Origin of the sequence: Cohnella boryungensis, assembly GCF_042651945.1 — a bacterium.
Taxonomy (GTDB): domain Bacteria; phylum Bacillota; class Bacilli; order Paenibacillales; family Paenibacillaceae; genus Cohnella; species Cohnella boryungensis.
This window is the reverse complement of record NZ_JBHSED010000031.1, coordinates 49,332-75,709: the sequence shown is the minus strand read 5'-3', so window position 1 is coordinate 75,709 and position 26,378 is coordinate 49,332. Positions and strand designations below refer to the sequence as shown.

Here is a 26,378-nt window from a genome sequence, read left to right as displayed (position 1 = left end):
ACGTTTTTGTTTCTTACGCTCAATGTTCAGTTTTCAAAGAACCATTCGGTGTTTCTTCTTGCGTCCGCCGCGCTAACGGCGACTTTTATAATATATCACACTCGACTAGCTCTTGGCAAGAGGTTTTTTTCAACTTTTCCTTTTGCTTGTTTTGCTTGGTCTTGTGCGCCCTCTCAACAAAGCGGGGCGAAAGCTAATTTATCACACTGAAGCGACATAGGTCAAGCTTTTCTTTGATTTTTTTCAATATTTGTGGCTCTGGGGCTTCAACCCCGTCGCATAACGGGATAATTCCCTTGGCGGAGCAATGCGCGCATACATACGGAATATGATCTTGTAGCGCCTTGTTATGGCCTCCTTCACCGGCCCATCCAGACGCCGATCGCTCATGTCCAGCAGCATCTCGTCCATTTCTTTGCGAAGCAGGTAGTCAAATTCCTTGCATTCCTTCTCCGTGAACATCATCCCAAGCATACAGAACGAATCCTCCCGTGAATGAGCAGCGTTGGGGCCGGGAAGCTGGGCAGGTAATGCCCCGCTCCGGCACGTCCTACTGTTATGCTCTTTTTTCGTCCTCTTTATGACATGGGGTCCAGCTTTTTCCGAATTATTGTTACGGCTTCATCAGCCAGTAGGTGATTGTGCTTTCGACGACTGCGCCGAGCAGAAGGAGGACAACTACGGCGATCAAGGCCGGCACGGATCCGATAGCCGTTCTTACGAAAGGCTCCCAGGCATTTTCCTTGCCGAACGCCGATCCGAAGATCCCCTTGATCAGGGTGATTCCGTAACGCATCCCGTATGCGCAACCCAGAAATACCGCCGACAGCTCCAAGATTCCGTGCGGAAGCAAGCCTTTAACGATCAAGAGAAACACATTCTCTCCCGCAGCCGAGAAGCCGGACAGCAAATACCCCATCACCATGCCGTTGCTGACGAGCATGAACGCCGGCATAATCCCCGCAATAATGCCTAAGCCCATCGCCATAATCGTGATATATACGTTGTTTAGCGTAATATGCTTGAACGCCGTCATCTCAGGGTTGCTCGATGTGCTGATGGAATTGGAGATGGACTGGATGCCTTTCAGCTGATTTTCAAAAAAACCAGCCAGTTGCTCGTTGGGAGTTCCGCCGATGACCATCCCGGCAAAAAACAAAATGACGGAGAATATAAAATAAGGCCGGATTTCTTTCCATGCCTGCAGAAGACTCCGAATTGAAAACATTGCGCCCGCTACCTCCAATAAGACGGTTTGATCCCGTTAGAATACGAACTGTTCTTCCTATGAATAACTCTATAGGTCAAGCATACATTGATAGTATCCGAGTCCGGCGGCGCGTCCATGTTCGGAGCGAGCCACCGGATTTCCCAAACCAATTTGGAAAGGAGCCGATAATGCCATGAACCATTTTTTCGTGTTTAACGGACGACGGATCAAAAAAATATTTTTTCTCACGATAGCGGCTATCTTATCCCTCTCCGTCATCTGGGTAGAGAAAAACAATTTAAGCGTATTCGCCCCGCATCCTCCGGCTGCCGTATACAACGTGCCGACGGATCGCAAGGTTGTTGCGCTGACCTTCGACATCAGTTGGGGAGACAAGAGAGCGGAGCCGATTCTCGACATTCTGAAGACGAAAAATGTGGACAACGTCACGTTCTTCTTGTCCTCTCCTTGGAGCAAGACGCACCCGGACATCGTCAAGAAAATCACCGATTCCGGCTATGAGATTGGAAGTCACGGACATAAGCATGACAACTACAGCAAATACAGCGACGAGGAGATACGCAAGCAAATTACGATTGCCGACGGGATTCTCAAGGATATGACCGGCAAATCGCCCAATTTGATCCGAATGCCGAACGGAGACTTCGACAAGCGCGTTCTTCGGATTGCGGAAGAGCTTAACTACAAGGTGATCCAATGGGATACGGATTCGCTGGATTGGAAGAACCCCGGCACCGAGCTGATCGTGAACCGTGTCGTCGGCAGCGCGCATCCCGGCGATATCATTTTGCTGCATGCCAGCGACTCCTGCAAACAAACGCACGAAGCTCTTCCCTTCATTATCGATCAATTGCGCGCCAAGGGCTTTGAATTCGTTACCGTGTCGCAGCTGATTACGCAGACCGAGACGGACGGCAAAGCGGTTCAGGATCGTTCCGCCTGGAACGAGCTGGCCTCGCCTTATTTTACTTAGAAGCTCCAGAGATCGCCGGTGCTGCTGCCGGCGATTTTCCTAATATTTTGTGCAATTGCATGATTTGATACCCGTTGCAAATAAACAGAGGAATCATCTGATACATAAGCGACGATATGTCGCCTGTGCGAAAGACCGGGATCGATTCCAGAACGGTAATCGCAACCATGAAGAAAATTGTCGGTACCCAAGCCCCCGCTGAGGTCTGATGCGACTTCGCCCAAGCCACCAACACCGAAGCTCCGAGAAGGGCAAGCGGCACAGCCCAGAACGTTGCGCTTGGGAAGTTGGTATCATAAGTCCAATAAGCAATCTCGGCCAGCACGAACAAAGCGATGAAGCCTTGAATGGCTACCCAGGAATAAGGCCGTTTGAAAATGCTTCTGGCGATGTAGTTCAACATGAGGTATGCGAAAAAGCCCATATGGGCGAATGCGCCGAACGTCATCCCGATCAAGGCCATCATCAGGATGTACGACAGCCAGCCGGTCGCCTCGACGTTGCGAAAGTCGGGGTTAAACAGTTGAATGCATACGCTGCCGATAACCGTAACGACGGCGCCGAGCAGAATCGTTGTTCCGAATAATCTCATCCATTTGCGTAAATTCAAGTCCGGAAACCTCCTCTAAGTGATCAACCTTCATTTTACCATGAACAAGATAAAAAGCCATGAACAACCCCTTATATTCACAAGGTTGTCGAAGCATACTACAGCCATAACCCTAAGAAAGGGAGCTGGTCGGTATGCGTAACCGTATGCGACTGTTCGCATGTATATTAGGCGCCTCCTTCATTCTCTCCTCCTGCGGACAGGAATCGGGAAGCAGCAGCGGGGGGCAAATGAGCTACAAGGAAGTCAAATCCATGGTAATCGACATTCTCGGCTCGGAGGAAGCGCAAAAAGCGATGGAAAAGGCGTCTAACGCCCAATATGGCGAAAGCACTCTCCAGATGAAGAGCTTGACGCCGTCCGATCAGGCTCAAGTCCGGCTCGTCGTGAAGGATGTGCTGACCGCTCCGGAATATTCCACTATTCTTGAGAAAATCATGCTCGATCCTAAATTCGCCGGAGAATTCGCCAAAGCGGTCAGCAAGGATAACAAGCAAATCCACAAGGATCTCATGAAGGATCCGGCTTACCAGAAAGAGCTGATCGACATGTTCAAAATGCCGGAGATGTCGAAGATTTTGGCCGATTCCATGAAAAATCCCGATATCAGAAAGGTGATCATGGGCTCCGTCACCGAACAAATGCAAAATCCGATCTTTAAGATGGAAGTAATGAAGCTTCTGCAAAGCGTCGTCAAGGAAGAGCTTACCCCTGAAGCCGACAAGAAAAAGGGCAAGGGAGGTCAAGGCGGTCAAGGCGGCGGCGAAGAAGGCGGCGGCGACAATCAAGGCGATCAGAGCGGCGAGGGCGGCAGCGAAAGCAGTTAATCCAAGCCAAAATGCCTTCGGCGTCCTCTGACAAAAAAATAACGGCGTCAGGAGATCATCCTGGCGCCGTTATTTATGCTAAGCAACCGCTTATTTGCCGCAGCGATCGATGACCGATTGAGCGAGCGCCAGATATTCCTGGCCAATCTCCGATTCCGCCTTGTAGACGGAGGGCGAGAAATCCGGCTCGGACGGATGATTGTCCGGCGCGCCAAGCGGGAATTGCGCCAGCAGACTCGTATTCAGCGTCTCCGCCAGCTTGCCTCCGCCTCCGCGTCCGAAGACGTATTCGCGATTGCCGGTCTCCTTGCTCTCGAAGTAGGACATATTCTCCACGACTCCGATAATTTCGTGATTCGTCTTGATCGCCATCGCTCCCGCGCGGGCCGCCACGAAAGCGGCGGTGGCATGCGGCGTCGTGACGATAATTTCCTTGCTCTGCGGAATCATCTGGTGGACATCCAGGGCAACGTCCCCCGTTCCCGGCGGCAGATCAAGGAGAAGATAGTCGAGCTCGCCCCAATCGATCTCCGCAAAGAAGTTACGCAGCATCTTGCCGAGCATCGGTCCGCGCCACACAATCGGACTGTTGTCCTCTACGAAGAAACCCATCGAGATGACTTTTACGCCAAACCGCTCGATCGGCTTGATCTTATCCCCGACCTGCTCCGGACGTTCCTCGATGCCCATCATGTCTGGGACGCTGAAGCCGTAAATATCGCTGTCGATCAAGCCGACCCGCTTGCCCTTTCTGGCCAAGGCAACCGCCAGGTTGACCGTTACGGTCGACTTCCCTACGCCGCCCTTGCCGCTGGCAATCGCGATAAACTCTACGCCGCTTTCCGGATGCAGAATCGTATGCTGCTCCAGACCGCTCCCATGCCCTCTGATCGGGGCGTTATCCTTCGCCTTGGCTTCTCCTTGAGGGGCTGCCCCCTCCGATTTGGCGGATACTTCGGATCTTTCATATTCCGTCATGGCCCGAATGCGAAGGTTAGGAACGGATATCGCAAGCGCGGACAGCGCTTGCGCAATGTCCCTCTCTACTTCTGCCGCTTGCCCCATGCTGTCGGGGTGAAGCAAGACAGACATCGATACGGAAGAATCGCGAACCATCATATCGCGAACAAGACCCAGACCGGTCAAGCTTTGTTTTAACGTCGGCTCGATCACGGACTGCAGAGCCTCTAGGATGTTTTCTTTGGTGACCACAGGTTAGCCCCCCATGCGATATAGTACATGCTCCCATTATAACACAGGCTTACCCTTTTCACCGGATGCGTACTTTAGAATTCCTCTATAGATGGAAGCCGCGACTTTCCGCTGATAACCCTCGTCGGCGAGCAAGCCGGCTTCCTGGGGATGAGATAGAAACCCGACCTCAACCAATGCGGTGGGCATCTTGAGCGTCTTGAGCAGATAGATCGTATCGGCTTGCTTGGCAATCCGCTGCGTGTTTCCAAGGACGCTTCTCAGCTCGGACTGGATATCCGACGCCAATCTTTTGCCCTCCGTATTATTTGCGAAATAGAACGTCTGAGCGCCCGACCACTTCGGCGACGGAATGCTGTTCATATGAATGCTGAGCGTCATATCCGCCTGCCGCTTGCTAATTTCCTCCGCTCTTTTCAGCAGATCCTCGGTTTTGCGTCGGGAATTCCCCCTTGTCTCGGGCTGAGCAAGATCATAATCCCCTTCACGGGTCAGCTTAACCAGTGCTCCCGCTTGCTGCAGATAGTCTCTCAGATAAAGCACGATCGCCAGATTCAAGTCTTTCTCAATGGTTCCGTCCCGGCTGACCGCGCCCCCATCCGCTCCCCCGTGGCCGGCATCCAACGCAATCACTTTGCCGGACAAGGGCAGCGCCCAATGAGACCAAGTTCGCGAGGACGGAACCTCGCTCAGGAAAAGACTTGCGGTGAGCAGCAGCAAAACGGCAACGATGCCCATTCGGATCAAAGCCTTGCGCGTCATCCAGACGACCATGCGCTTGCGGATGCCCAGCAGACGCAGCCAGCGGCGCCTATATCGATTCAACATAAAAAATCCACCTCGTCCCGGGAAAGCTCCCTACATCATATGGGACAAGGTGGATTTTTATGATTTAGATCGTGTAGGTTTTGCTGGCTTCCGCCATGCCCTCGATCAGAATCGAGGCGACCTCAGGTCTGGAGAATTCCGGCGGCGGGCAGACGCCATCGCGCAGTAATGCGCGCACCTTCGTGCCCGACAAGGTCAGATGATCCGCCTTGTCATGCGGACATGTTTTGCTGGAGGCCATATTGCCGCATTTCGTGCAGAAGAAGCTGTGCTCGAAATACAATGGAGTAATGCCAAGCTCCTCAGCAGGAAGCGACTTCAGAAGGTCCTGAGCCTCATAAGTCCCGTAATAGTCGCCGACGCCCGCATGATCGCGTCCGACGATAAAGTGGGTGCAGCCGTAATTTTTGCGTACGAGCGCGTGGAAGATCGCTTCTCTCGGACCCGCATAACGCATCGCCGCAGGGAATACCCCGAGGAAGACGCGGTCTTGCGGGTAATAGTTTTCAAGCAAGGCCAGATAGCTCTTCATTCGAACGTTAGCCGGCACGTCGTCGGATTTCGTCTCTCCGACCAGCGGGTTCAGGAACAAGCCGTCAACGATCTCCATTGCCGCTTTTTGAATATATTCATGAGCTCTGTGGACGGGGTTACGGGTCTGAAAGCCGACAACGGTTTTCCACCCCTTCTCCGCGAACAGTCTCCGGGTATCCGATGGATCAAAGTAAAATTCCTGGAACTTCTCCGGCACGGGCCGGTTAAGCACCTGGATTGCCCCTCCCACGTAGGTGCTCGGGCGATCAAACAGCTTCACGACGCCTGGATGCTCCATGTCGTCCGTCTTGAATACTTGCACGGCCTCATGTCGCTTATCTGCCGTATAGATGCTTTCCACATCGATAATGCCATAGATCACGCCATCGGTCTCTCCCACCAAGGCGGCCTTCTCTCCGACGGACAAGCTTTTTGCTTGATCATCGGTCACGGCAAGCGTAATCGGAATACTCCAGATTTCGCCGCTCGCAAGTCTCATGTTGTTCACGACCGATACATAGTCTTGCTCGTTCATAAAACCGGTCAGAGGACTGAACGCTCCGACGCCGATAAGATCCAGGTCCGATATCGTCCAGGTATTAACGGGGATAGACACCAGCTCGGCCGCCTGCTTCAGCAGCGCCTCACGCTCTTGCCCTTCCACTACGCGATTAATCAGTGTGCCGCCATGCGGTAAAATTGCGCTCATGATCTGAGTAGCTCCTTCTTCTTCAATAAGTTTCGACCCTGCAGCAGCTTATTTGTGCAAGCCGCACTCCGTCTTCTCGTTGCCTGCCCAGCGCCCGGAGCGAGGGTCCTCGCCCGGCATAACCGGCTTCGTGCATTGCTCGCAGCCGATGCTTGGGAAGTTCTGATCGTGAAGCGGATTGTAAATAATGTCGTTTGCCCGGATATATTCCCACACTTGCTCGGAAGTCCACGCGGCCAGAGGATTGAATTTCACCAGACCGAACTTGGTATCATACTCCACCTTTTTCGCATTCGCGCGCGTAGGCGCCTGATCGCGGCGAATTCCGGTAATCCAAGCCTCGTATTGGGAAAGAATGCGAGTCAGCGGCTCAACCTTGCGAATATTGCAGCAGCCTGTCGGATCGCTCTTCCACAGCTCCGCTCCGTGCTCGGCAGCCTGCTCCTCCGGCGTGAGCTTCGGCTTAACCTCTACGAACTTCAGATTGTACTTCGCGGCCATGCGATCGCGCGTCTCGTAGGTTTCCTTGAAATGAAAATCCGTATCCAGATAGAAAATGTCCGTCGACGGGCTGATCTTCTGAATCATATCCACAAGCACGACGTCTTCCGCGCCAAAGCTGCAAGCGAACGTAATGTTCGGGAACGTCTCGATTGCCCAAGCGATGACCGTCTCCGCCGAAGCATTTTCGAATTCCTCCGCCTTCGTGCGGATGAGATTTTCCTTCTCGATCAAGTTCATTGTATAACCTCCGCTTAAACCCTAGTATTTAAGTATGAATACAATCATTATACGCCTGCTGTCACAATAGTTCAATCCATTCTTACTGGCATTACAACGGCCATAAAAGCAAAAAATGCCTTTCCAAACATCGCAATTGATGTGGAAAGGCATTGTTGGAACGATTAACGTTTCGAGAACTGTGGAGCGCGACGTGCAGCCTTGAGGCCGTATTTCTTACGCTCTTTCATACGCGGATCACGAGTCAGGAAGCCGGCTTTCTTCAATGCAGGGCGAAGCTCAGGATCTGCCTTGAGAAGAGCACGGGAAATTCCGTGACGGATTGCGCCGGCTTGGCCGGAAGTACCGCCGCCGTGAGCAAGAATGAGAATGTCGTATTTGCTGCCTGTTTCAGTCAGGTTCAGCGGTTGCTTAACGATCAGCTTCAACGTCTCAACGTCGAAGTAATCGTTGATTTCACGCTTGTTGATAATGATGCGGCCTTCACCCGGCACGAGACGAACCCGCGCAACGGAGTGCTTGCGGCGACCCGTTCCTAAATATTGCACTTGAGCCATTCGAAAGTCCTCCTTTATTATCCGCGAAGTTCGTAAACTTCAGGTTGTTGGGCTTGATGTGGATGTTCGCTGCCTGCGTATACTTTCAGCTTGCCTTGCAGCTGATGTCCCAGCTTGTTCTTAGGAAGCATGCCGTATACCGCCAATTCGATGATGCGGGCAGGCTTCTTGTTGAGCATCTCTTGAGCGGTTGTCGTTTTCAATCCGCCTGGGTAGTGAGAGTGCGTGTAGTATTTCTTTTGTTGCAGCTTCTTGCCTGTCAGAACGATCTTCTCCGCGTTAATGACGACTACGAAATCGCCAGTATCGATATGTGGAGTAAATTCAGGTTTGTGCTTGCCGCGGATCAAAGCAGCAGCTTCGCTGGCCAGACGACCGAGGGTTTTGCCTTCGGCGTCGATAATGTGCCATTTGCGCTCGACTTCAAGCGGCTTAGCCATGTAAGTTGTACGCATGAAACATCCTCCTTCGGGTGATTTCCCTGCTTTTATGTGGAACTGCGATTACATTTTTGTTTGCGTTTGTGTAAATGCTTAAAAGCGTTAAAAACGTTGACGGGTCCGACAGGATGTGGAATCGTCACAAGCGATTCCGTCAAACACACCAAAAAGCGCGACATTTCTGCGCTGGGGCCGTGGGTAGCCACGCAGAAAGCACAAAATTTATTGTACACGAAAATGCTGCGCGATGCAAGTATAGATGATCAGAAATCGTTCGTTTTTCTACGCCCGATCGGCAGATCCTCGTAAACGACCTCCCACAGGCTGAGTCCGTTCGGCATCGCGGTCGGCCCCGCCTTTGCCCTGTCCCGTGCAGCCAGAATACGAGCCATCTCTTCCGGAGCGATCTTGCCTTCTCCAACCTGCAGAAGCGTCCCAGCAATGATCCGTACCATATTGTAGAGAAAACCGCTTCCCTTCACGTACAAATGCAGAACCCCGCGCTGCTTGCCCGGATAATGGCGCTCATCCCAAGCGCGATCATAGGCCGGATTGGTTTGCAGATTGTCCGCTTCCGCCTCCTCCAGCTCGATCCACGATTCCAGAATCGTTCGAACATGGCTTGGCTTCGTGGACAACGGGGACGTAAAGGAAGAAAAGTCATGCTCGCCGATCAAATGCTTCAGTCCGGCCCTCATCGCTTCAACATCCAGCGGCGTCGGGTGATGAACCTCATATCTGCGACGGAATAAATCTCGCACACGATTGCAATTGATCGTATAGCGATACGTCTTGTTTAAGGCATGGTGCCGCGCATGGAATTCATCGGGTACCTGGTACACGCTCTGAACGACAATGTCCTGCGGAAGTCTTGTATTCAGCGCGATGGCCCAACGCTCTGTCGGAATAGTCGAATTCGTGGTAAAGCTGGCGACCTGGCATCTGGCATGTACGCCCGCGTCGGTTCTGCCGGAGCCGTTCAGACGAATCTCCTCGCCCGACAATTTGTAGATCGCCTCTTCAAGCTTGTCCTGAACGGTATTCCCGCCGGGCTGGCTTTGAAATCCGTAATAGTCCGTACCGTCATAGCTGACGATCAGCGCGATATTGCGCACCCTAACTCCCTCCCCGCTGCGAGCAAGTATATACAAATAGCGCAAGTAAAAACGGCTTCGCCGTCCTTGGGTACGGCGGGAGACGTTTTGTATCGAGCTATCAGATGGGATAAGGCGTTCTAAACCTTATACTTGCTGATACGGCGACAAAAAAAGGATGATCCGAATGCGGGATTCGGTCCATCCTTCTTTGCTCCGTTCTTACGCGCGATCCACGAGCTCAAGAAATACCATCGGAGCCGAATCTCCGCGGCGAGGTCCCAGCTTCAGGATACGTGTATATCCACCCGGACGTTCCGAATAACGCGGAGCGATATCGGAGAACAGTTTTTGGATGGCGTCTTGTTCGCCATTCAGCGTCTCGCGACGAACGAATGCTGCTACTTGACGACGTGCGTGCAAGTCGCCGCGCTTAGCCAGCGTGATCAGACGCTCAGCGATCGAACGAACTTCCTTCGCTTTCGCTTCGGTCGTTTGAATACGCTCGTACAGGAACAGGTCGGTCGTCAGATCGCGGAACAGTGCTTTCCGCGCGCTGGAATCGCGACTCAGTTTTTGATAAGCCATTTGTTTTCCCTCCCTCTCGGTGCGAATGATGAAGCGCCGTCCTGAGGCAACAGAAGCTAACGCTGCAAGAGCGAATAGCCTCGCTGCTGTCGGCCGCGTTTCATACCTTACAGTGTGCAGCTCACGATGCTATTCCTCGAAACGCAGGCCCAATCCGAGCTCTTCGAGCTTCTCTTGTACTTCCTCCAAGGACTTGCGGCCCAGGTTGCGAACCTTCATCATGTCCTCTTCGGTTTTCGTGATCAACTCTTGAACCGTATTGATGCCGGCGCGCTTCAGGCAGTTATAAGAACGAACAGACAGATCCAGCTCTTCGATGGTCATCTCCAGAACTTTCTCTTTCTTGTCCTCTTCTTTTTCCTTCATCGTTTCGGTATCTTTAGCCTCGTCCGTAAGACCCACGAACAAAGACAGGTGGTCGGTCAGGATTTTCGCGCCCAGACTAACCGCTTCTTCAGGCCGAATGCTGCCGTCGGTCCATACTTCAAGCGTAAGCTTGTCGTAGTTGGTCACTTGACCGACACGCGTATTCTCGACTTGATAGTTCACGCGGGTAATCGGCGTATAGATCGAATCGACTGGAATTACGCCAATCGGTTGATCTTCCTTCTTGTTGCGATCGGAAGGCACATAACCGCGGCCTACTCTTGCGAAAATCCGCATGTGCAGGCGCGCACCGGAAGCCAGAGTCGCAATGTGCAGCTCGGGATTCAGGATCTCAACGTCGCTGTCTGCGCGAATATCGCCAGCCGTAACGACGCCGTCGCCTTCCGCATCGATTTCGAGCACCTTTTCTTCGTCGGAGTGAATCTTCAGCGAAAGACGCTTCAGATTGAGGATGATCTGCGTAACATCCTCAATAACACCCGGAATCGTGGAAAATTCATGGAGTACGCCGTCAATCTGTACCGATACGACGGCTGCGCCCGGAAGGGACGACAGCAGAATGCGGCGAAGAGAGTTGCCCAGCGTCATGCCGTAGCCGCGTTCCAGCGGCTCGACCACGAAGCGGCCATACTTCTTGTCATCCTGAAGTTCCACAGAATCGATTTTTGGTTTCTCGATGACTATCATAACCAAAACCTCCTTCAAAACGTCGCTGACGTTGCCTTTGTTCACCCAACGAAATGGTTCAGCCTTATCGATAAGGAGAAATGTTTATGGGGTAAACCGTGTAGTATGTCTAACCGTTACAACCATTATTCTCAAGTTGTTCTTGTTTGATACCACAACAGCAACATCGTTACACGCGGCGGCGCTTCGGAGGACGGCATCCGTTATGCGGGATTGGCGTTACGTCTCTAATCATGCTGACTTCAAGACCGGCAGCTTGCAACGAACGAATCGCGGCTTCGCGGCCTGCGCCAGGACCTTTAACGGATACTTCAACCAAACGCATTCCGTGTTCCATTGCAGCGCGAGCTGCGGATTCAGCAGCCATTTGCGCGGCGAACGGGGTGCTCTTACGGGAGCCCTTGAAGCCAAGGTTACCGGAGCTTGCCCAGGAAACAGCGTTACCGTGCGGATCCGTAATCGTGACGATCGTATTGTTGAACGTGGAACGGATATGTGCCACGCCGGAGTCAATATTCTTCCGATCACGACGCTTGGTACGAACGACTTTCTTGCCCTTTTGTGCCATGTTTTGTTATCCCCCCTTATTTCTTCTTGTTCGCTACCGTACGACGAGGACCTTTACGTGTACGAGCGTTCGTTTTCGAACGTTGTCCGCGAACCGGAAGACCGCGGCGGTGACGGATGCCACGATAGCAGCCGATTTCGATCAGCCGTTTGATGTTTAGTGCAATTTCGCGACGCAGGTCGCCCTCGACCTTCAGTTCTTTGTCGATCGTTTCGCGAAGACGAGCGAGCTCATCCTCCGTCAGATCACGAACCCGAGTGTCGGGATTGACGCCCGTGGACGCCAGAATCTTCTGGGAAGTGGACTTGCCAATTCCGAAGATGTACGTCAGGGCGATTTCCACACGCTTGTCGCGCGGGAGGTCAACACCAGAAATACGTGCCATAGTTAGGGGCACCTCCTTTAATTAGCCTTGTTTTTGTTTATGCTTAGGGTTCTCGCAGATAACCATCACGTTGCCTTTGCGGCGAATGACTTTGCATTTCTCGCAAATCGGTTTGACCGAAGGTCTCACCTTCATGATAATACCCTCCTTAATCGTGCGATCGATCCGGCGGCGTGCGATAGCTCGCAGATTGATCGTCACCAGTGTGACTGAGATAGCGCGTCGCTAAACGTCGCGTTTCAGTCATCACGATCGTGGGATCGATCGTTCGTCGCGCGAACGGATAGAACAAGCTTATTTGCGGTAAGTGATGCGTCCCCGCGTTAGATCATAGGGTGACAACTGGATAACCACTTTATCCCCCGTAAGAATCCGTATGAAATGCATCCGAAGCTTTCCGGAAACATGCGCAAGGATTTGATGTCCGTTCTCCAGCTCCACTTTGAACATGGCATTCGGCAACGGTTCAATGACCGTTCCTTCAACCTCAATGACGTCCTCTTTGGCCACCGTCATTCTCCTTTCTCTTCAGCATGCGCTTCGAGCGAGATCGATGCTGGGGCGTTAAGCTCCTGCGCTTCGTTCTTCGCGAGCCGTTGTTCGATTTGTCCGATAGCGTGCCGAAGCTTCGCGTTAGTTACGCGGCCGGTATCGCGAAGGCTGTTCGCGACTTCCTCGCTTCTGGAACCGATCCGTTCGAGGTGCAGCACGTTTTTGCGTTTGGGCCGATCGAATCGGCGCTTGTCGCCGTCGGCTACGAGCGCGAATCGCTCTTCGACTAAGGCGATCACAACTGCGAGCTCCCCTTCGTCTCTGCCCCGCCGGCTCCTTACGAGATCACCGGGCTCCAACTTTACGTTTACCGTCATATCCTTCACCTAGCTTTACGCACGGGTCAATATCTCGTACCCGTCTTCGGTTACGGCAATCGTATGCTCGAAATGCGCGCACAGGGAACCGTCCACCGTAACGACCGTCCAGTTGTCGGACAAGGTCTTCACGTAGCGTTCTCCTATGATTACCATCGGTTCGATCGCCAGAGTCATTCCGGGCTTCAAGCGAGGCCCTCGATCGGGAACTCCGTAATTCGGAATCTGCGGCTCCTCATGCAATGCGGCTCCGACGCCGTGTCCGACGTATTCGCGCACGACCGAGAAACCCGCCTCTTCGATGACCTTCTGAATCCCGTGGGATACGGTGTACAGCCTCACGTCGGGGCGAACGAGCTCCAGCCCAGCGAAGAGGGAAGCCTCTGTCACGTCGAGCAGGCGTTGCGCCTCGTCCGTAATCCGACCGACTCCGTAAGTCCAAGCGGAATCTCCGTGATAACCTTGGTACTGTGCGCCGATATCGATGCTGATGATGTCGCCTTCTATGAGCTTACGGGGTCCGGGAAATCCGTGTACGAGTTCCTCGTTCGTAGAGGCGCATATACTGGCAGGAAAACCGTTATAACCTTTGAAAGAGGGAACGGCACCTTGGCTTCGGATGAACGAATCGGCGATCCGATCGAGTTCGGCGGTCGTAATTCCCGGAACGATCGCTTGCTTCATCAAGCGATGCGTTTCCGCGACGATTCTTCCCGCCTCTCGCATCAAGCTTAACTCTTTTTCGGATTTGATTACGATCATAGCCGGTTACCCTCTGAGAAGAGAAGCGATATCGGTCGTAACCGCATCGATTTCCTTCTCTCCATCTACTTCGCGGAGCAAACCTTTGTCGCCGTAATACGTCAGAAGAGGAGCCGTCTTGCTTGTATACTCGTCAAGACGAGTACCGACCTTCTCCTCCGTATCGTCGGAACGCTGATACAGCTCTCCCCCGTCCTTATCGCAGATTCCTTCCTGCTTCGGCGGGTTGAAAAGAATATGATACGTTGTGCCGCAAGTTTTGCAAATCCGTCTACCGGTCAAGCGGGCAAGCAAGAAGCCGCGATCCACTTTAAGGTTGATGACATGATCAATCTTGCGATCCATCTCCGCAAGCATGCCGTCCAGCGCTTCGGCCTGCGCTAGCGTCCGGGGAAAACCGTCCAACAGAAACCCGTTGGCGCAATCTTCCGCAGCGAGACGGTCGCGCACGATGCCGTTCGTCACTTCGTCCGGAACAAGAAGACCTTGGTCTACGTACTCCTTCGCCTTCTGCCCCAGCGGCGTGCCTTGCTTCATGGCTAAGCGAAACGCATCACCTGTCGAGATGTGAGGAATGCCGAATTGCTCGACGATCCGTTCTGCCTGCGTTCCTTTGCCGGCGCCAGGAGGCCCCATAAACAAAATGTTCATTGCTGTTCCTCCTGCCCGTTCATAGATTACTTATTGATAAACCCTTTGTAATGGCGTTTGATCAATTGGCTCTCGATTTGCTTCATCGTCTCAAGTGCAACCCCGATGACGATAAGCAGCGAGGTACCGCCCAATTGTACTGTACGAGGCAGATCCGCGATAGCGCCGAAGAATACCGGCAGTACCGAGATCAGAGCCAGGAACACCGCGCCTGCAAGCGTAATGCGTGTAATAACGCGCATCAGGAAGCCGGCCGTCGGCTTTCCGGGACGAATGCCTGGAATATAGCCGCCGTTTTTCTTCATGTTGTCAGCCAATTGTTGAGGATTGAACTGAACGAACGTGTAGAAGAAGGTGAATCCGATGATCAGAAGCACGTACAGGACCATGCCCAGAGGCTCGTCGTAGTACAGGTGGTTAATGATCCATTGCGCCCAGTTTTGGTTCGCCCAGAACTGCGCGATCGTGATCGGGAACATCAGCAGCGATACTGCGAAGATAACCGGGATAACGCCGGCGCCATTAACCTTAAGCGGAATGTGCGTCGACTGGCCGCCGTACATTTTTTGTCCGACAACCCGTTTGGCGTACTGTACCGGAATCTTGCGAACGCCCTGCTGGATGAAGATTACGCCTGCGATAATCAAGACGATTACGAGCAGGATGATCACGATTTTCACGATGTTCAGGAACACTTGGCTGGAATCTACGAACTGGTTGGCGTAGATATCGCGTATGTGCTTAGGAATGCTGGCAACAATCGCCGCGAAGATCAAGATCGAGATACCGTTGCCGATACCTTTTTCGTTGACCTGCTCGCCCAACCACATCAAGAACGCGGTACCTGCCGTCAATACAATCGCAATCATAAGATACGTTGCGACGTTCGCATCGATGACCATTTCGTAGCTGTACATCCGGTTAAATCCGATTGCCGTTGCGAACGCCTGGATAAGTCCCAGTACGATCGTTCCGTATCGAGTAATCTGAGCAAGCTTGCGTTTGCCGTTCTCGCCTTCCTTCTGCCATTCCGAGAACTTCGGAATAACATCCATCGAAAGGAGCTGAACGATAATCGAAGCGGTAATGTAAGGCGTAATCCCCAGAGCGAAAATGGAGAAGTTGAACAATGCGCCGCCAGAGAACGTGTTCAGAAGGCCGAACAGGTCTGTGCCTGATTGATCGGCCATTGTCAATACGTCCTTATTAATGTTAGGGACCGGGATGAAGGAACCGATTCGATATACAAACAGGATGAAAAGGGTGAAGAGGATCCTCTTGCGAAGGTCCTCAACTTTCCAAATGTTAGTGACGGTCGCGAACATTAGATCACCTCGGTTTTACCGCCGGCGGCTTGAATTTTTTCTGCTGCAGACTGAGAGAACTTATGAGCTTTAACAGTCAGCTGCACGTTCAGATCGCCATTGCCCAGAATTTTAATTCCGTCTTTTGGATTTTTCAGAATGCCCTCGTTAAGCAGCAATTCTGGCGTTACTTCCGTTCCAGCTGCAAAACGGTTCAACTGATCAAGATTGACGATCGCAAACACCGTAGCGAAACGATCGTTGTTGAAACCGCGCTTAGGAACCCGACGGTACAATGGGTTTTGTCCGCCCTCGAAACCGGGACGTACACCGCCGCCGGAACGAGCGTTTTGCCCTTTGTGACCGCGACCAGACGTTTTGCCGAGTCCGCTGCCGGCGCCGCGTCCAACGCGTTTGCGAGTGGACTTGGAGCCTGCGTTCGGAGATAACTCATGCAATTTCATCGTACGTCGCACCTCCTTGACAATTTAATCTTCTTTTACTTCTTATACTTCTTTAACTTCGATCAGGTGACTGACCGTATTGATCATGCCGCGAGTCGCGACATTGTCTTCTCTTACTACGGACGAATGCAGCTTTTTGAGTCCAAGAGTTTTCACCGTTTGACGCTGATTCTCCGGACGGCCGATCAAGCTGCGAACGAGGGTAATTTGAAGCTGTGCCATCTGTTTCCCCTCCTTAGCGGAATAGCTCTGCTACGGTTTTGCCGCGCAGTTTCGCTACGTCTTCGGCGCGTTTGAGGCGGGACAGCCCTTCCAACGTCGCATTGACCATGTTAATGGAGTTGGAGGAACCCAGCGATTTCGTCAAAATATCGCCGACTCCAGCCAGTTCGAGCACCGCGCGGACAGGTCCGCCGGCGATAACGCCCGTACCTTCAGATGCCGGTTTCAGCAACACTTTGCCGGCGCCGAAACTTCCCGTAACGGCATGCGGAATCGTCGTTCCAACGAGTGGTACGAAGACAAGATTTTTCTTGGCGTCATCGACGCCCTTACGGATTGCATCAGGAACTTCGGAAGCTTTACCGATGCCCGCGCCAACCCAGCCTTTGCCGTCTCCGACAACGACGAGTGCGCTGAAGCTAAAGCGACGTCCGCCCTTGACGACTTTGGAGACACGGTTGATTTGAACCATTTTCTCCGTAAGTTCCAATGTATTCGGATCTACACGCAAGTCGTTTACCTCCTTGTATCAAAAGTGAATTAAAACTGTAAACCGGCTTCGCGTGCAGCATCCGCCAGTGCTTGAATACGTCCGTGATAGAGGTAACCGCCGCGGTCGAACACGACGTTCTCATATCCTTGGGCTTTCGCGCGCTTGGCAACCAGCTCGCCAACTTTACGCGCGGATTCCACGTTGCCGCCGTTTCCAATTCCTGCAAGCTCTTTGTCGACTGTCGATGCACTGGCAATTGTGATGCCTTTAACGTCATCAATCAGTTGAGCGTAGATGTGCTTGGAAGAACGAAACACGGACAGACGTGGACGCTCAGTTGTCCCGCTGATTTTCTTACGAACCCGAAGGTGTCTTTTCAGACGAGCCTTATTCTTATCGGCTTTTGTAATCATCCGCATTTTCACTCCTTTTAGTTAGGCTGCATTACTCTTACTTCTTCTTACCTGCTTTACCTTCTTTACGAAGGATGCGCTCGTTTTCGTACTTGATTCCTTTGCCTTTGTAAGGCTCAGGCTCGCGTACGGAACGGATCTTAGCCGCAGTAGCGCCGACAAGCTCCTTGTCGATGCCTTTGATGATGATTTTGTTTTGCGCCGGAACTTCGAACTCGATGCCGTTCTCAGGCACGAATTCGACCGGGTGAGAGTAACCAACGTTCAGTACCAGCTTCTCGCCGGACTTGCTTGCGCGGTAACCTACCCCTACCAGCTCAAGGTTTTTCGCATAACCTTCAGTTACGCCGCTCACCATGTTCGCGACTACGCTGCGAGTCGTTCCGTGCAACGCACGGTGCAGCTTGTTATCGGAAGGCCGTTCTACAGTAATGACATCGGCTTCGTAGGATACTTTCATATCGCTGTGAAGCGTGCGGGACAAAGTTCCTTTCGGTCCTTTGACCGTAATGACGTTGCTGTCCAGGTTCACGTTCACGCCGTTAGGCACCTGGATCGGTTTGCGTCCAATACGGGACATGGGTACACCTCCAATCGTGTGACAGTTAAATTACCAAACGTAGCAAAGCACTTCGCCGCCGGACTTCCCTTGACGGGCTTCCTTGTCGGTGATGATGCCTTTGGATGTGGAAATGATCGCGATGCCGAGGCCACCCAACACGCGAGGAACTTCGTTGGATTTCGTATATACGCGCAAGCCTGGCTTGCTAATGCGTTTAAGACCCGTGATAACGCGCTCGTTGTTTTGTCCGTATTTCAAGAAAATGCGGATCAACCCTTGCTTGTTATCTTCTACATATTCTGCGTCGCGGATAAACCCTTCGCGCTTCAGGATTTCAGCAATTTGCTTCTTCACTGTAGACGCAGGCAATTCCACCGACTCATGGCGCACCAAATTCGCGTTGCGAATGCGCGTTAACATATCTGCAATAGGATCAGACATAACCATGGGGTAAACCTCCTTCCCGAACTAGGCTGATTACCAGCTCGCTTTTTTAACGCCAGGAATCTGGCCCTTGTATGCCAGTTCTCTGAAACAGATCCGGCAAATTTTGAATTTTTGCAGAACGGAATGCGGACGACCGCAACGTTCGCAACGCGTGTAAGCTTGGACTTTAAACTTCGGCGCGCGTTGCTGCTTGATTTTCATCGATGTTTTTGCCACTTGCTTTCACACCTCCATTAGGTAACCTTTGCTCATTGACCGGGTAATCGTCACTTCGCAAACGGCATACCCAATTGGGTGAGCAGCTCACGCGCTTCTTCGTCCGATTGTGCTGTCGTTACGATGACGATATCCATCCCGCGAACTTTATCGATTTTGTCGTATTCGATTTCCGGGAAAATAAGCTGCTCTTTCAGACCGAGCGTATAGTTTCCGCGACCGTCGAACGATTTCGTCGACACGCCGTGGAAGTCGCGTACGCGTGGGAGAGAAATGTTGAACAACTTATCAAGGAAATGGTACATCCGTTCGCCGCGCAGCGTAACCTTGACGCCGATCGGCAAATTCTCACGCAAGCGGAAGCCTGCGATTGATTTCTTGGAACGCGTGATTACTGGCTTTTGGCCGGCAATCTTCTGCATATCCTCAACCGCAAAATCGATGATTTTGGAGTTGGAAACCGCCTCGCCGACACCCATGTTGATGACGACTTTCTCGATTTTCGGCACTTGCATGACGGATTTGTAGCTAAACTTCTGCATCAGAGCAGGAGTAATTTCATTCAGGAAACGTTCCTTCATTCTTGCTGCCATGAGTCACAGTGACCTCCTTTCCGTTCTTACTGCGATTAGTCGATCGATTCTCCGGAGCGTTTAGCGACCCGGATTTTCTTGCCGTTATCCAGCGTTTTGTAGCCGATACGAGTCGGCTTTCCGCTTTTAGGATCGATATGCATAACGTTGGAAGCGTGAATTGGCGCTTCGCGTTCGATGATACCACCTTGTTGGTTAGACGGGTTAGGGCGAGTATGGCGCTTGACCATATTCACGCCTTCGACAAGAACGCGGTTCTCGCGCGGATAAGCAGCGATGATGCGGCCTTTCTTGCCTTTGTCCTTACCGGAGATGACGATAATGTTATCGTCTTTCTTCACGTGCAGTTTATTGTTGTGCGATGCAAGCACTTTTTTCAGACGGGGCATGGGTACACCTCCTTGAGTGTTTCTCCATCGGTGCGTTCCGGGTTCTTAGAGAACTTCCGGTGCCAGGGAAATGATTTTCATGAAGTCACGTTCGCGAAGCTCACGAGCAACAGGTCCGAAGATCCGGGTACCGCGCGGGCTCTTATCTTCTTTAACGATTACAGCGGCGTTCTCGTCGAACGCGATGTAAGATCCGTCTTTACGGCGTACCGAACGTTTCGTACGTACGATAACGCATTTGACTACGTCGCCTTTTTTGACAACGCCACCTGGTGTTGCTTGTTTAACGGAGCATACGATCATATCACCGATATGTCCTACGCGGCGTCCCGTACCACCAAGCACACGGATGCACATCAATTCTTTCGCGCCGGAGTTGTCGGCAACATGCAGACGCGTAAACGGTTGAATCATCGCAAGGTCCTCCTTTCAGTAACGGGTGAGTCGCTTAGGCCAATACGGCTTTCTCGACGATTTCGACCAGGCGCCATGTTTTGTCTTTCGACAGTGGGCGGGTCTCCATGATTTTTACAGTGTCGCCGATTTGGGCGTCGTTGTTTTCATCATGTGCTTTGAATTTCTTCGTGTATTTGATCCGCTTGTGGTACAGGCTGTGCTTCTTGTAAGTCTCAACAGCTACCACAATCGTTTTGTCCATCTTGTCGCTGACGACTTTGCCGATCTGCACTTTGCGATTGTTGCGCTCGCTCATGGTCATCCTCCTTTTCCCGGGTATTAGCCGATGCCGAGTTCACGCTCGCGCAAAATGGTTTTAGCCCGAGCGATTTCTTTCCGCAGATCGCCAAGGCGGTGCGGGTTGTCCAGCTGGCCTGTAGCCAGTTGGAAGCGGAGGTTAAACAGTTCGTCCTTGAAGCCGGCGACTTTCTGCTCAAGTTCCGCCGAAGTCAGGTTGCGAAATTCACTCGCCTTCATTTGCTTCACCACCCAGTTCTTCACGTTTCACAAACTTCGTCTTAATCGGCAGCTTGTGTGCGGCAAGACGCATTGCTTCGCGTGCGATCTCCTCGGATACCCCTGCGAGTTCGAACAGCACTTTGCCCGGCTTCACAACGGCAACCCATGCTTCTACGTTACCTTTACCGCTACCCATCCGAACCTCGAGAGGCTTTTGGGTGATCGGTTTCGAAGGGAAGATTTTGATCCAGACCTTACCGCCCCGCTTGATGTAACGAGTCATCGCAATACGGGCAGATTCGATCTGACGGTTCGTCACCCAGGAAGCTTCCTGCGCTTGGAGACCGAATTCGCCGAAGTGCACCTCAGTGCCGCCTTTGGCGCGACCTTTCATTTTACCGCGGTGTACTTTGCGGTGTTTTACGCGTTTAGGGACCAACATGATTAGTTGCCTCCTTCCTCAGCAGCTCTTTTCTTCGTCGGAAGGACTTCGCCGCGGTAGATCCATACTTTAACGCCGATGCGGCCGTAAGTCGTATGAGCTTCCGCTGTTCCGTAATCGATGTCAGCGCGAAGCGTATGCAGAGGCACCGTTCCTTCGCTGTATCCTTCTTGACGAGCAATCTCCGCTCCGCCCAGACGGCCGCTTACCGAAGTCTTGATTCCTTTAGCGCCTGCGCGCTGCGTGCGTTGAATAGCTTGCTTCATTGCACGACGGAAGGAAACGCGACGTTCCAGCTGTTGCGCGATGCTCTCGGCAACGAGGACTGCGTCCAATTCAGGGTTTTTGATCTCGGAGATGTTGATGTGTACCTTTTTGCCGTTCGTGAGCTTGGTCAGTTGGCCGCGAAGCACTTCAACCTCGGAGCCGCCTTTACCAATGACGATGCCTGGCTTAGCGGTATGAATCGTAACGTTAACGCGGTTAGCCGCACGCTCGATTTCAACTTTGGAAACCGCTGCTTCTTTCAGCTTCTTCTTAAGGAATTCGCGGATTTTGACATCTTCGATCAGAAGGGTGCCAAAATCTTTGTCAGCATACCATTTGGATTCCCAGTCACGGATAATGCCGATGCGAAGACCGACGGGATTTACTTTTTGACCCACACGTTGTCCCTCCTTATTTTTCAGATACGACCAGCGTAATGTGGCTGGAGCGTTTGAAAATACTGAATGCGCGACCTTGGGAACGAGGTTGGAACCGTTTCATGGTTGGACCTTCGTTAACGAAGGCTTCGGAAACGACCAATTTGTTCACGTCGAGCTGATAGTTGTGTTCAGCGTTCGCAATGGCAGAGTTCAGGAGCTTTTCCAGAACCGGAGATGCCGAACGCGGCGTGTGACGCAAAATCGCGACTGCATCGCCTACCTTTTTGCCGCGGATCAAGTCAACGACCAGGCGGACTTTGCGAGCCGGAATGCGAATGTTATTCACAACAGCTTTCGCTTGCTGAGACATCGGTGTACCTCCTCCCTTACGTACGTCTCGTGCCGATCAACTCGCGGCGCTCAGCGCCCTTGTCCGATCGCACTTCGTAGGGTTAATTATCTCTTGCCCGTTTTCTTGTCGTCATCCGTATGGCCTTTGAACGTACGCGTAGGCGCAAATTCGCCGAGCTTGTGGCCGACCATGTCTTCCGACACGTATACCGGCACGTGCTTGCGACCGTCGTATACTCCGAACGTTTGACCCACGAATTGCGGGAAAATCGTCGAGCGACGCGACCAGGTTTTGATCACGACTTTTTTATTCGAACCGGACAGCTCTTCTACCTTCTTCAGCAGGTAGCCGTCCACGAAAGGTCCTTTTTTCAAACTGCGACCCATGGATTGTTCCTCCCTTCAAACCGGCTTGAGAGTATTCCGCTCATGCCGCTAGACAAGAATGGATTACTTGCTGCGGCGACGAACGATGTATTTGCTCGAAGCTTTTTTCTTCTTGCGTGTTTTGTAGCCCAGAGTCGGTTGGCCCCAAGGAGAAAGCGGGGATTTCCGTCCGATTGGCGCGCGGCCTTCGCCACCACCGTGCGGGTGATCGTTCGGGTTCATGACGACACCGCGAACAGTCGGGCGCTTGCCTAACCAGCGATTACGTCCAGCCTTACCGATGTTGAGCAACTCGTGGTCTTGGTTACCGACCGTACCGATCGTTGCGCGGCAAGTTTTGAGGATGCGGCGGATTTCGCCGGAAGTCAAACGGATCGTAACGTAGGTTTCTTCTTTACCCAGCAATTGAGCGCTCGTGCCTGCAGCGCGAACCAATTGTCCGCCTTTACCTGGCTTCAGCTCAATGTTGTGGATAACCGTACCCACAGGGATGTTTTCCAGTGGAAGAGCGTTGCCGATTTTGATATCAGCGTCAGGACCCGATGTAATCACGTCGCCGACTTTAAGGCCTTTCGGAGCGATAATGTAAGCTTTCTCTCCGTCCACATAGTTGATCAGAGCGATATAAGACGTACGGTTCGGATCGTATTCAACCGTAGCCACGCGGCCGGGAATGCCGTCCTTCGTGCGCTTGAAATCGATAATCCGGTATTTACGCTTATGTCCGCCGCCGTGGTGACGAACAGTAATTTTACCTTGGTTGTTGCGGCCTGCGCGTTTGAATAACGGCGCGAGCAACGATTTTTCCGGTTCTGTCGCCGTAATCTCTTCGAACGTAGCAATCGTCATTTGACGACGGCTGGCCGTTGTCGGATTAAACTTTTTGACTGGCAATTGGATTCCCTCCTTACTTTACAGACTGGTTATACGGATGATTCGAAGTATTCCAGCGGCTTGCTGTCTTCGGAAAGCGTTACGATCGCTTTCTTCCATTCAGACGTGTAACCGCTGTGTCTGCCGTAGCGTTTAGGCTTGGCAGGCATTCTAAGCGTATTGACGCCAACGACCTTCACCTTGAAGATTTGCTCGATGGCTTGTTTGATTTCCGTTTTGTTAGCTCTCAGGTCGACTTCGAATACGTATTTGCGCTGTTCCATGAACTCGCTCGTACGTTCGGTAACGACCGGGCGCTTGATCAGATCGCGAGGGTTCTTCATTACGCGAACACCTCCTCAACTTTAGCAACCGCATCCTTCGTGATGATCAGTTGATCATGCTTCATCACGTCTAGCACATTGATTCCGTCAGCGGCTACAAACTTGACGCCAGGAATGTTACGTGCGGACAGGGCCACATTTTCTTCAAAGTTCGCCGTAACGACAAGCGCTTTGCGGCTTACTTTGAGGTTGTTCAAGATTTTCGCGATTTCCTTCGTTTTCGGTTGGGCCAAGCTCAGCTGATCCAGAACGATAAGTTGGTTATCCACAACCTTGCTGGACAACGCCGACTTGATCGCCAAACGACGAACTTTACGCGGCAATTTGAAGCCATAGCTGCGTGGTGTCGGTCCGAAGACGATACCGCCGCCCTTCCATTGCGGCGAACGAATGCTGCCCTGACGAGCGCGACCCGTTCCTTTTTGTTTCCACGGCTTGCGTCCGCCACCGCGCACTTCCGAGCGCCCTTTGGTGTCGTGCGTGCCGGAACGAAGGGATGCTTGTTGAAGCAATACGGCGCTGTGCAGAACGTGTACGTTCGGCTGCAGTCCGAAGATTCCTTCAGCCAGATCCAATTGTCCGACTTCTTTGCCGTCTACGTTAAATACGGATACTTTCGGCATGAGTGGTCCTCCTTTCCTCTTACGTTACGTATTATTTCTTCACCGCTGTGCGGATTTTGAGATAGCTGTTGCGAGCGCCGGGTACGGAGCCTTTGATCAGCAGCACGTTGCGCTCTGCGTCGACTTTGACGATTTCGAGGTTTTGAACCGTAATCGTCTCGCTACCCATGCGTCCGTGCATTTTCTTGCCCTTAGGCACGCGGTTGGCATCGCGAATCGTCGCGAGGGAACCGTTGCCGCGGTGGTATTTGGAACCGTGCGTCATCTTACCGCGCTGGAAGCCCCAACGCTTGATTGCACCCGCTGTTCCTTTACCCTTGGAAATACCCGTAACGTCAACAAAATCGCCTTCGGAGAATTGGTCAACTTTAAGTTCCTGACCAACTTCTACTTCTGCTGGCGTAAGTCCGCTAACTTCACGGATGAAGCGCTTGGGTCCAGTGCCTGCCTTTTTAGCATGGCCGATGGCTGGTTTAGTAGCGAGCTTTTCGCGTTTGTCCGCGAAGCCGATTTGAACTGCTTCGTATCCGTCGTTATCCGCAGTTTTCTTTTGCAATACAATGTTCGGAGTCGCTTCAACTACAGTTACAGGCACTACACTGCCGTCCGCTGCGAAGATTTGCGTCATTCCGAGCTTGCGTCCCAAGATTCCTGACATGTTGACACCTCTTTTCTTGATGAATCTAATTTACTTTGAAAGCACCTTACAGCTTGATTTCGATATCGACGCCAGACGGCAAGTCAAGACGCATCAACGCGTCTACTGTTTGCGGCGTAGGATTGACGATATCAATCAAACGCTTGTGCGTACGCATTTCGAATTGTTCACGCGAATCCTTGTATTTGTGCACCGCACGCAGGATCGTAATGATCTGCTTCTCGGTCGGCAACGGAATCGGTCCAGAGACACCTGCACCTGTACGTTTTGCCGTTTCTACGATCTTCTCCGCGGATTGATCCAGGATACGATGATCGTAAGCTTTCAAACGGATTCGAATCTTTTGCTTAGCCATAGAATTCCCTCCTTCATTCGCCCAATTTTGGAATCGGACATACTCCGTGAGAATAACCCTGACACACTGGTCGGCTTCCCTTATGGCAAAGGGGCCGGGTGTGTCGGCAACCTCTCACATCAGCGCACAGTCACAGACCAACATTCACTATTATAGCGATCTGCCCAAGCGATTGCAACAAAAAATGTTTCGGAAATGAAAAATTATTAATTCCCATCTAGCTTGCTGCAAATTCGTCTACATGACCTTGGGTATTTTGGAGAAACTGGTGTAGAGATCACGCTAAATAAAGGAGGGTCCGTCGTGCCGGATTGGCTGGAAGTGGCTTTGCGTACATTGATGGCCGTCGTCATCTTGTTTGTTCTGACTCGTCTGCTTGGAAAGAGACAGGTCTCCCAGCTGTCGTTGTTCGAGTATATCACGGGGATATCCATCGGCAACTTGGCTGCCTATCTATCGCTGGACACCGATTCGAATTGGGTCATCGGAGTTGTGGCCCTTGCGGTTTGGGTCAGCGTCTCGCTGGGCATGGAGTTCCTTCAATTGAAAAGCAAAAAAGCCCGCGACCTGCTGGACGGAAAAGCAAGGGTTATTATTCAGAACGGCAAGATCCTCGAAGAGAACATGAAGAAGGAAAGAATCACTTCCGACGAGCTGCTCGAAATGCTGCGAATGAAAAATGCATTTAACCTGTCCCAGGTCGAATTCGCCATTATGGATACGAGCGGCGAGCTGAACGTTCTGTTGAAAAAGGAATATCTGCCGATCACCCCCTCCGACATTAAGCTGCCCGTCAATGCGGAACACTTTAGCATGGCCGTTATTATGGATGGAAAAGTTATGGAGAACTCGCTCAAGCAAGTCGGGCTGAACCGCAATTGGCTGGACGCCAAGCTGGATCAGCTGGGTACCTCTCTGGACAAGATTTATTTCGCTCAGGTTGACTCGCAGAACAAGCTCTACCTAGACCCTTACGAGGATTCCTTAAAAGCCCACTGACCGTAAAATGTTTCCCTTCCTTTTCGTC

General features: G+C 52.1%; 44 protein-coding genes. 3 read left to right on the top strand and 41 right to left on the bottom strand.

The window, feature by feature from the left end:
- Positions 1–243: 243 nt before the first annotated feature.
- On the bottom strand, positions 244–474 hold the full coding sequence (locus tag ACFO1S_RS14765) for a hypothetical protein (protein WP_204605806.1): 231 nt from the start codon (positions 472–474) through the stop codon (positions 244–246).
- 139 nt (positions 475–613) lie between these two features.
- Positions 614–1,228 (bottom strand): stage II sporulation protein M, encoded by a 615-nt coding sequence (locus tag ACFO1S_RS14760; protein ID WP_204605807.1) that lies wholly within the window; start codon positions 1,226–1,228, stop codon positions 614–616.
- 175 nt (positions 1,229–1,403) lie between these two features.
- Between ACFO1S_RS14760 and pdaB the strand changes: the two genes are divergently transcribed.
- A complete protein-coding gene (pdaB, locus tag ACFO1S_RS14755) occupies positions 1,404–2,204 on the top strand; it encodes a polysaccharide deacetylase family sporulation protein PdaB (protein ID WP_204605808.1) in 801 nt (266 codons plus the stop codon).
- Here the strand turns inward: pdaB and ACFO1S_RS14750 are convergent.
- Positions 2,197–2,814 carry a KinB-signaling pathway activation protein gene (locus ACFO1S_RS14750; protein WP_204605809.1) on the bottom strand — a complete coding sequence of 206 codons (618 nt, stop codon included), beginning with the start codon at positions 2,812–2,814 and terminating at the stop codon, positions 2,197–2,199. The genes pdaB and ACFO1S_RS14750 overlap by 8 nt on opposite strands.
- 134 nt (positions 2,815–2,948) lie before the next feature.
- On the opposite strand from ACFO1S_RS14750, the gene gerD reads away from it, so the two are divergent.
- Positions 2,949–3,641: a spore germination lipoprotein GerD gene (gerD, locus tag ACFO1S_RS14745; RefSeq protein WP_204605810.1), complete on the top strand. Its 693-nt coding sequence runs from the start codon at positions 2,949–2,951 to the stop codon at positions 3,639–3,641.
- A 90-nt stretch (positions 3,642–3,731) separates the two neighbouring features.
- Here gerD and ACFO1S_RS14740 read toward each other — a convergent pair whose 3' ends face one another.
- The 38 genes from ACFO1S_RS14740 to rpsJ form a co-directional block, all read right to left on the bottom strand.
- Positions 3,732–4,853: a P-loop NTPase gene (locus ACFO1S_RS14740; protein WP_204605811.1), complete on the bottom strand. Its 1,122-nt coding sequence runs from the start codon at positions 4,851–4,853 to the stop codon at positions 3,732–3,734.
- Between the two features lie 36 nt (positions 4,854–4,889).
- Entirely contained in the window at positions 4,890–5,591 is a 702-nt protein-coding gene (gene cwlD / locus ACFO1S_RS14735; RefSeq protein ID WP_378127028.1) for an N-acetylmuramoyl-L-alanine amidase CwlD, read from the bottom strand.
- A gap of 154 nt (positions 5,592–5,745) precedes the next feature.
- Positions 5,746–6,924, bottom strand: a complete 1,179-nt coding sequence (gene sat / locus ACFO1S_RS14730; RefSeq protein WP_204605813.1) for a sulfate adenylyltransferase — start codon at positions 6,922–6,924, stop codon at positions 5,746–5,748.
- Positions 6,925–6,972: 48 nt separating this feature from the next.
- Complete coding sequence (locus ACFO1S_RS14725) at positions 6,973–7,665, bottom strand: phosphoadenylyl-sulfate reductase (RefSeq protein ID WP_204605814.1); 693 nt, start codon at positions 7,663–7,665, stop codon at positions 6,973–6,975.
- Positions 7,666–7,829: 164 nt separating this feature from the next.
- Complete coding sequence (gene rpsI / locus ACFO1S_RS14720; protein WP_204605815.1) at positions 7,830–8,222, bottom strand: 30S ribosomal protein S9; 393 nt, start codon at positions 8,220–8,222, stop codon at positions 7,830–7,832.
- A 17-nt stretch (positions 8,223–8,239) separates the two neighbouring features.
- Positions 8,240–8,677, bottom strand: coding sequence for a 50S ribosomal protein L13 (gene rplM / locus ACFO1S_RS14715; RefSeq protein WP_204605816.1), 438 nt, complete (start codon positions 8,675–8,677; stop codon positions 8,240–8,242).
- A gap of 248 nt (positions 8,678–8,925) precedes the next feature.
- A complete protein-coding gene (truA, locus tag ACFO1S_RS14710; RefSeq protein WP_204605817.1) occupies positions 8,926–9,777 on the bottom strand; it encodes a tRNA pseudouridine(38-40) synthase TruA in 852 nt (283 codons plus the stop codon).
- A 201-nt stretch (positions 9,778–9,978) separates the two neighbouring features.
- Positions 9,979–10,344 carry a 50S ribosomal protein L17 gene (rplQ, locus tag ACFO1S_RS14705; RefSeq protein ID WP_204605818.1) on the bottom strand — a complete coding sequence of 122 codons (366 nt, stop codon included), beginning with the start codon at positions 10,342–10,344 and terminating at the stop codon, positions 9,979–9,981.
- 129 nt (positions 10,345–10,473) lie between these two features.
- Positions 10,474–11,418, bottom strand: coding sequence for a DNA-directed RNA polymerase subunit alpha (locus tag ACFO1S_RS14700; protein WP_204605819.1), 945 nt, complete (start codon positions 11,416–11,418; stop codon positions 10,474–10,476).
- Between the two features lie 169 nt (positions 11,419–11,587).
- Complete coding sequence (gene rpsK, locus ACFO1S_RS14695; protein WP_094050605.1) at positions 11,588–11,986, bottom strand: 30S ribosomal protein S11; 399 nt, start codon at positions 11,984–11,986, stop codon at positions 11,588–11,590.
- A gap of 16 nt (positions 11,987–12,002) precedes the next feature.
- Positions 12,003–12,371, bottom strand: coding sequence for a 30S ribosomal protein S13 (rpsM, locus tag ACFO1S_RS14690; RefSeq protein ID WP_204605820.1), 369 nt, complete (start codon positions 12,369–12,371; stop codon positions 12,003–12,005).
- A 21-nt stretch (positions 12,372–12,392) separates the two neighbouring features.
- Entirely contained in the window at positions 12,393–12,506 is a 114-nt protein-coding gene (rpmJ, locus tag ACFO1S_RS14685; RefSeq protein ID WP_003333770.1) for a 50S ribosomal protein L36, read from the bottom strand.
- A 159-nt stretch (positions 12,507–12,665) separates the two neighbouring features.
- Positions 12,666–12,881, bottom strand: coding sequence for a translation initiation factor IF-1 (gene infA / locus ACFO1S_RS14680; RefSeq protein WP_035121186.1), 216 nt, complete (start codon positions 12,879–12,881; stop codon positions 12,666–12,668).
- A 2-nt stretch (positions 12,882–12,883) separates the two neighbouring features.
- Entirely contained in the window at positions 12,884–13,162 is a 279-nt protein-coding gene (locus tag ACFO1S_RS14675) for a hypothetical protein (protein ID WP_378127019.1), read from the bottom strand.
- Positions 13,163–13,255: 93 nt separating this feature from the next.
- Positions 13,256–14,002 (bottom strand): type I methionyl aminopeptidase, encoded by a 747-nt coding sequence (gene map, locus ACFO1S_RS14670; protein WP_204605821.1) that lies wholly within the window; start codon positions 14,000–14,002, stop codon positions 13,256–13,258.
- A 6-nt stretch (positions 14,003–14,008) separates the two neighbouring features.
- Positions 14,009–14,653: an adenylate kinase gene (locus tag ACFO1S_RS14665; RefSeq protein ID WP_204605822.1), complete on the bottom strand. Its 645-nt coding sequence runs from the start codon at positions 14,651–14,653 to the stop codon at positions 14,009–14,011.
- A 26-nt stretch (positions 14,654–14,679) separates the two neighbouring features.
- Entirely contained in the window at positions 14,680–15,978 is a 1,299-nt protein-coding gene (gene secY, locus ACFO1S_RS14660; RefSeq protein ID WP_204605823.1) for a preprotein translocase subunit SecY, read from the bottom strand.
- The gene (gene rplO / locus ACFO1S_RS14655; protein ID WP_204605824.1) at positions 15,978–16,421 is read right to left on the bottom strand and encodes a 50S ribosomal protein L15; all 444 of its coding nucleotides are present in this window, start codon (positions 16,419–16,421) and stop codon (positions 15,978–15,980) included. Before rplO ends, secY begins: the two co-directional genes overlap by 1 nt.
- 42 nt (positions 16,422–16,463) lie before the next feature.
- The gene (gene rpmD / locus ACFO1S_RS14650) at positions 16,464–16,643 is read right to left on the bottom strand and encodes a 50S ribosomal protein L30 (RefSeq protein ID WP_204605825.1); all 180 of its coding nucleotides are present in this window, start codon (positions 16,641–16,643) and stop codon (positions 16,464–16,466) included.
- Positions 16,644–16,656: 13 nt separating this feature from the next.
- Positions 16,657–17,154: a 30S ribosomal protein S5 gene (gene rpsE / locus ACFO1S_RS14645; protein ID WP_094050613.1), complete on the bottom strand. Its 498-nt coding sequence runs from the start codon at positions 17,152–17,154 to the stop codon at positions 16,657–16,659.
- A gap of 29 nt (positions 17,155–17,183) precedes the next feature.
- Positions 17,184–17,549, bottom strand: coding sequence for a 50S ribosomal protein L18 (gene rplR, locus ACFO1S_RS14640; RefSeq protein ID WP_204605826.1), 366 nt, complete (start codon positions 17,547–17,549; stop codon positions 17,184–17,186).
- A gap of 37 nt (positions 17,550–17,586) precedes the next feature.
- A complete protein-coding gene (gene rplF / locus ACFO1S_RS14635) occupies positions 17,587–18,129 on the bottom strand; it encodes a 50S ribosomal protein L6 (protein WP_204605827.1) in 543 nt (180 codons plus the stop codon).
- 30 nt (positions 18,130–18,159) lie between these two features.
- Positions 18,160–18,558 (bottom strand): 30S ribosomal protein S8, encoded by a 399-nt coding sequence (gene rpsH, locus ACFO1S_RS14630; protein WP_204605828.1) that lies wholly within the window; start codon positions 18,556–18,558, stop codon positions 18,160–18,162.
- 30 nt (positions 18,559–18,588) lie between these two features.
- Positions 18,589–18,774, bottom strand: coding sequence for a type Z 30S ribosomal protein S14 (locus tag ACFO1S_RS14625; RefSeq protein WP_027087364.1), 186 nt, complete (start codon positions 18,772–18,774; stop codon positions 18,589–18,591).
- Positions 18,775–18,824: 50 nt separating this feature from the next.
- Positions 18,825–19,367 carry a 50S ribosomal protein L5 gene (gene rplE / locus ACFO1S_RS14620; protein ID WP_204605829.1) on the bottom strand — a complete coding sequence of 181 codons (543 nt, stop codon included), beginning with the start codon at positions 19,365–19,367 and terminating at the stop codon, positions 18,825–18,827.
- A 35-nt stretch (positions 19,368–19,402) separates the two neighbouring features.
- Entirely contained in the window at positions 19,403–19,756 is a 354-nt protein-coding gene (rplX, locus tag ACFO1S_RS14615) for a 50S ribosomal protein L24 (RefSeq protein WP_378127014.1), read from the bottom strand.
- A gap of 45 nt (positions 19,757–19,801) precedes the next feature.
- Positions 19,802–20,170, bottom strand: coding sequence for a 50S ribosomal protein L14 (gene rplN / locus ACFO1S_RS14610; protein ID WP_135153603.1), 369 nt, complete (start codon positions 20,168–20,170; stop codon positions 19,802–19,804).
- Positions 20,171–20,204: 34 nt separating this feature from the next.
- Positions 20,205–20,468 (bottom strand): 30S ribosomal protein S17, encoded by a 264-nt coding sequence (gene rpsQ / locus ACFO1S_RS14605; protein WP_144706911.1) that lies wholly within the window; start codon positions 20,466–20,468, stop codon positions 20,205–20,207.
- Positions 20,469–20,491: 23 nt separating this feature from the next.
- Positions 20,492–20,689 carry a 50S ribosomal protein L29 gene (gene rpmC, locus ACFO1S_RS14600; RefSeq protein ID WP_204605830.1) on the bottom strand — a complete coding sequence of 66 codons (198 nt, stop codon included), beginning with the start codon at positions 20,687–20,689 and terminating at the stop codon, positions 20,492–20,494.
- Positions 20,676–21,113: a 50S ribosomal protein L16 gene (gene rplP / locus ACFO1S_RS14595; protein ID WP_204605831.1), complete on the bottom strand. Its 438-nt coding sequence runs from the start codon at positions 21,111–21,113 to the stop codon at positions 20,676–20,678. Before rplP ends, rpmC begins: the two co-directional genes overlap by 14 nt.
- A 2-nt stretch (positions 21,114–21,115) precedes the next feature.
- A complete protein-coding gene (gene rpsC, locus ACFO1S_RS14590; protein WP_204605832.1) occupies positions 21,116–21,778 on the bottom strand; it encodes a 30S ribosomal protein S3 in 663 nt (220 codons plus the stop codon).
- Positions 21,779–21,791: 13 nt separating this feature from the next.
- Positions 21,792–22,130, bottom strand: coding sequence for a 50S ribosomal protein L22 (gene rplV, locus ACFO1S_RS14585; RefSeq protein WP_169281348.1), 339 nt, complete (start codon positions 22,128–22,130; stop codon positions 21,792–21,794).
- 86 nt (positions 22,131–22,216) lie between these two features.
- Entirely contained in the window at positions 22,217–22,498 is a 282-nt protein-coding gene (rpsS, locus tag ACFO1S_RS14580; RefSeq protein WP_204605833.1) for a 30S ribosomal protein S19, read from the bottom strand.
- A gap of 63 nt (positions 22,499–22,561) precedes the next feature.
- Positions 22,562–23,392 carry a 50S ribosomal protein L2 gene (gene rplB / locus ACFO1S_RS14575; RefSeq protein ID WP_204605834.1) on the bottom strand — a complete coding sequence of 277 codons (831 nt, stop codon included), beginning with the start codon at positions 23,390–23,392 and terminating at the stop codon, positions 22,562–22,564.
- Positions 23,393–23,421: 29 nt separating this feature from the next.
- Positions 23,422–23,715 carry a 50S ribosomal protein L23 gene (rplW, locus tag ACFO1S_RS14570; RefSeq protein WP_204605835.1) on the bottom strand — a complete coding sequence of 98 codons (294 nt, stop codon included), beginning with the start codon at positions 23,713–23,715 and terminating at the stop codon, positions 23,422–23,424.
- A complete protein-coding gene (rplD, locus tag ACFO1S_RS14565) occupies positions 23,715–24,338 on the bottom strand; it encodes a 50S ribosomal protein L4 (RefSeq protein ID WP_204605836.1) in 624 nt (207 codons plus the stop codon). The genes rplW and rplD overlap by 1 nt, the downstream gene beginning before the upstream one ends.
- A gap of 31 nt (positions 24,339–24,369) precedes the next feature.
- On the bottom strand, positions 24,370–24,996 hold the full coding sequence (gene rplC / locus ACFO1S_RS14560; RefSeq protein WP_204605837.1) for a 50S ribosomal protein L3: 627 nt from the start codon (positions 24,994–24,996) through the stop codon (positions 24,370–24,372).
- A gap of 46 nt (positions 24,997–25,042) precedes the next feature.
- Positions 25,043–25,351 carry a 30S ribosomal protein S10 gene (rpsJ, locus tag ACFO1S_RS14555; RefSeq protein ID WP_027087350.1) on the bottom strand — a complete coding sequence of 103 codons (309 nt, stop codon included), beginning with the start codon at positions 25,349–25,351 and terminating at the stop codon, positions 25,043–25,045.
- Between the two features lie 303 nt (positions 25,352–25,654).
- On the opposite strand from rpsJ, the gene ACFO1S_RS14550 reads away from it, so the two are divergent.
- Positions 25,655–26,350 (top strand): DUF421 domain-containing protein, encoded by a 696-nt coding sequence (locus ACFO1S_RS14550; protein WP_204605838.1) that lies wholly within the window; start codon positions 25,655–25,657, stop codon positions 26,348–26,350.
- The last annotated feature ends 28 nt before the right edge of the window (positions 26,351–26,378 follow it).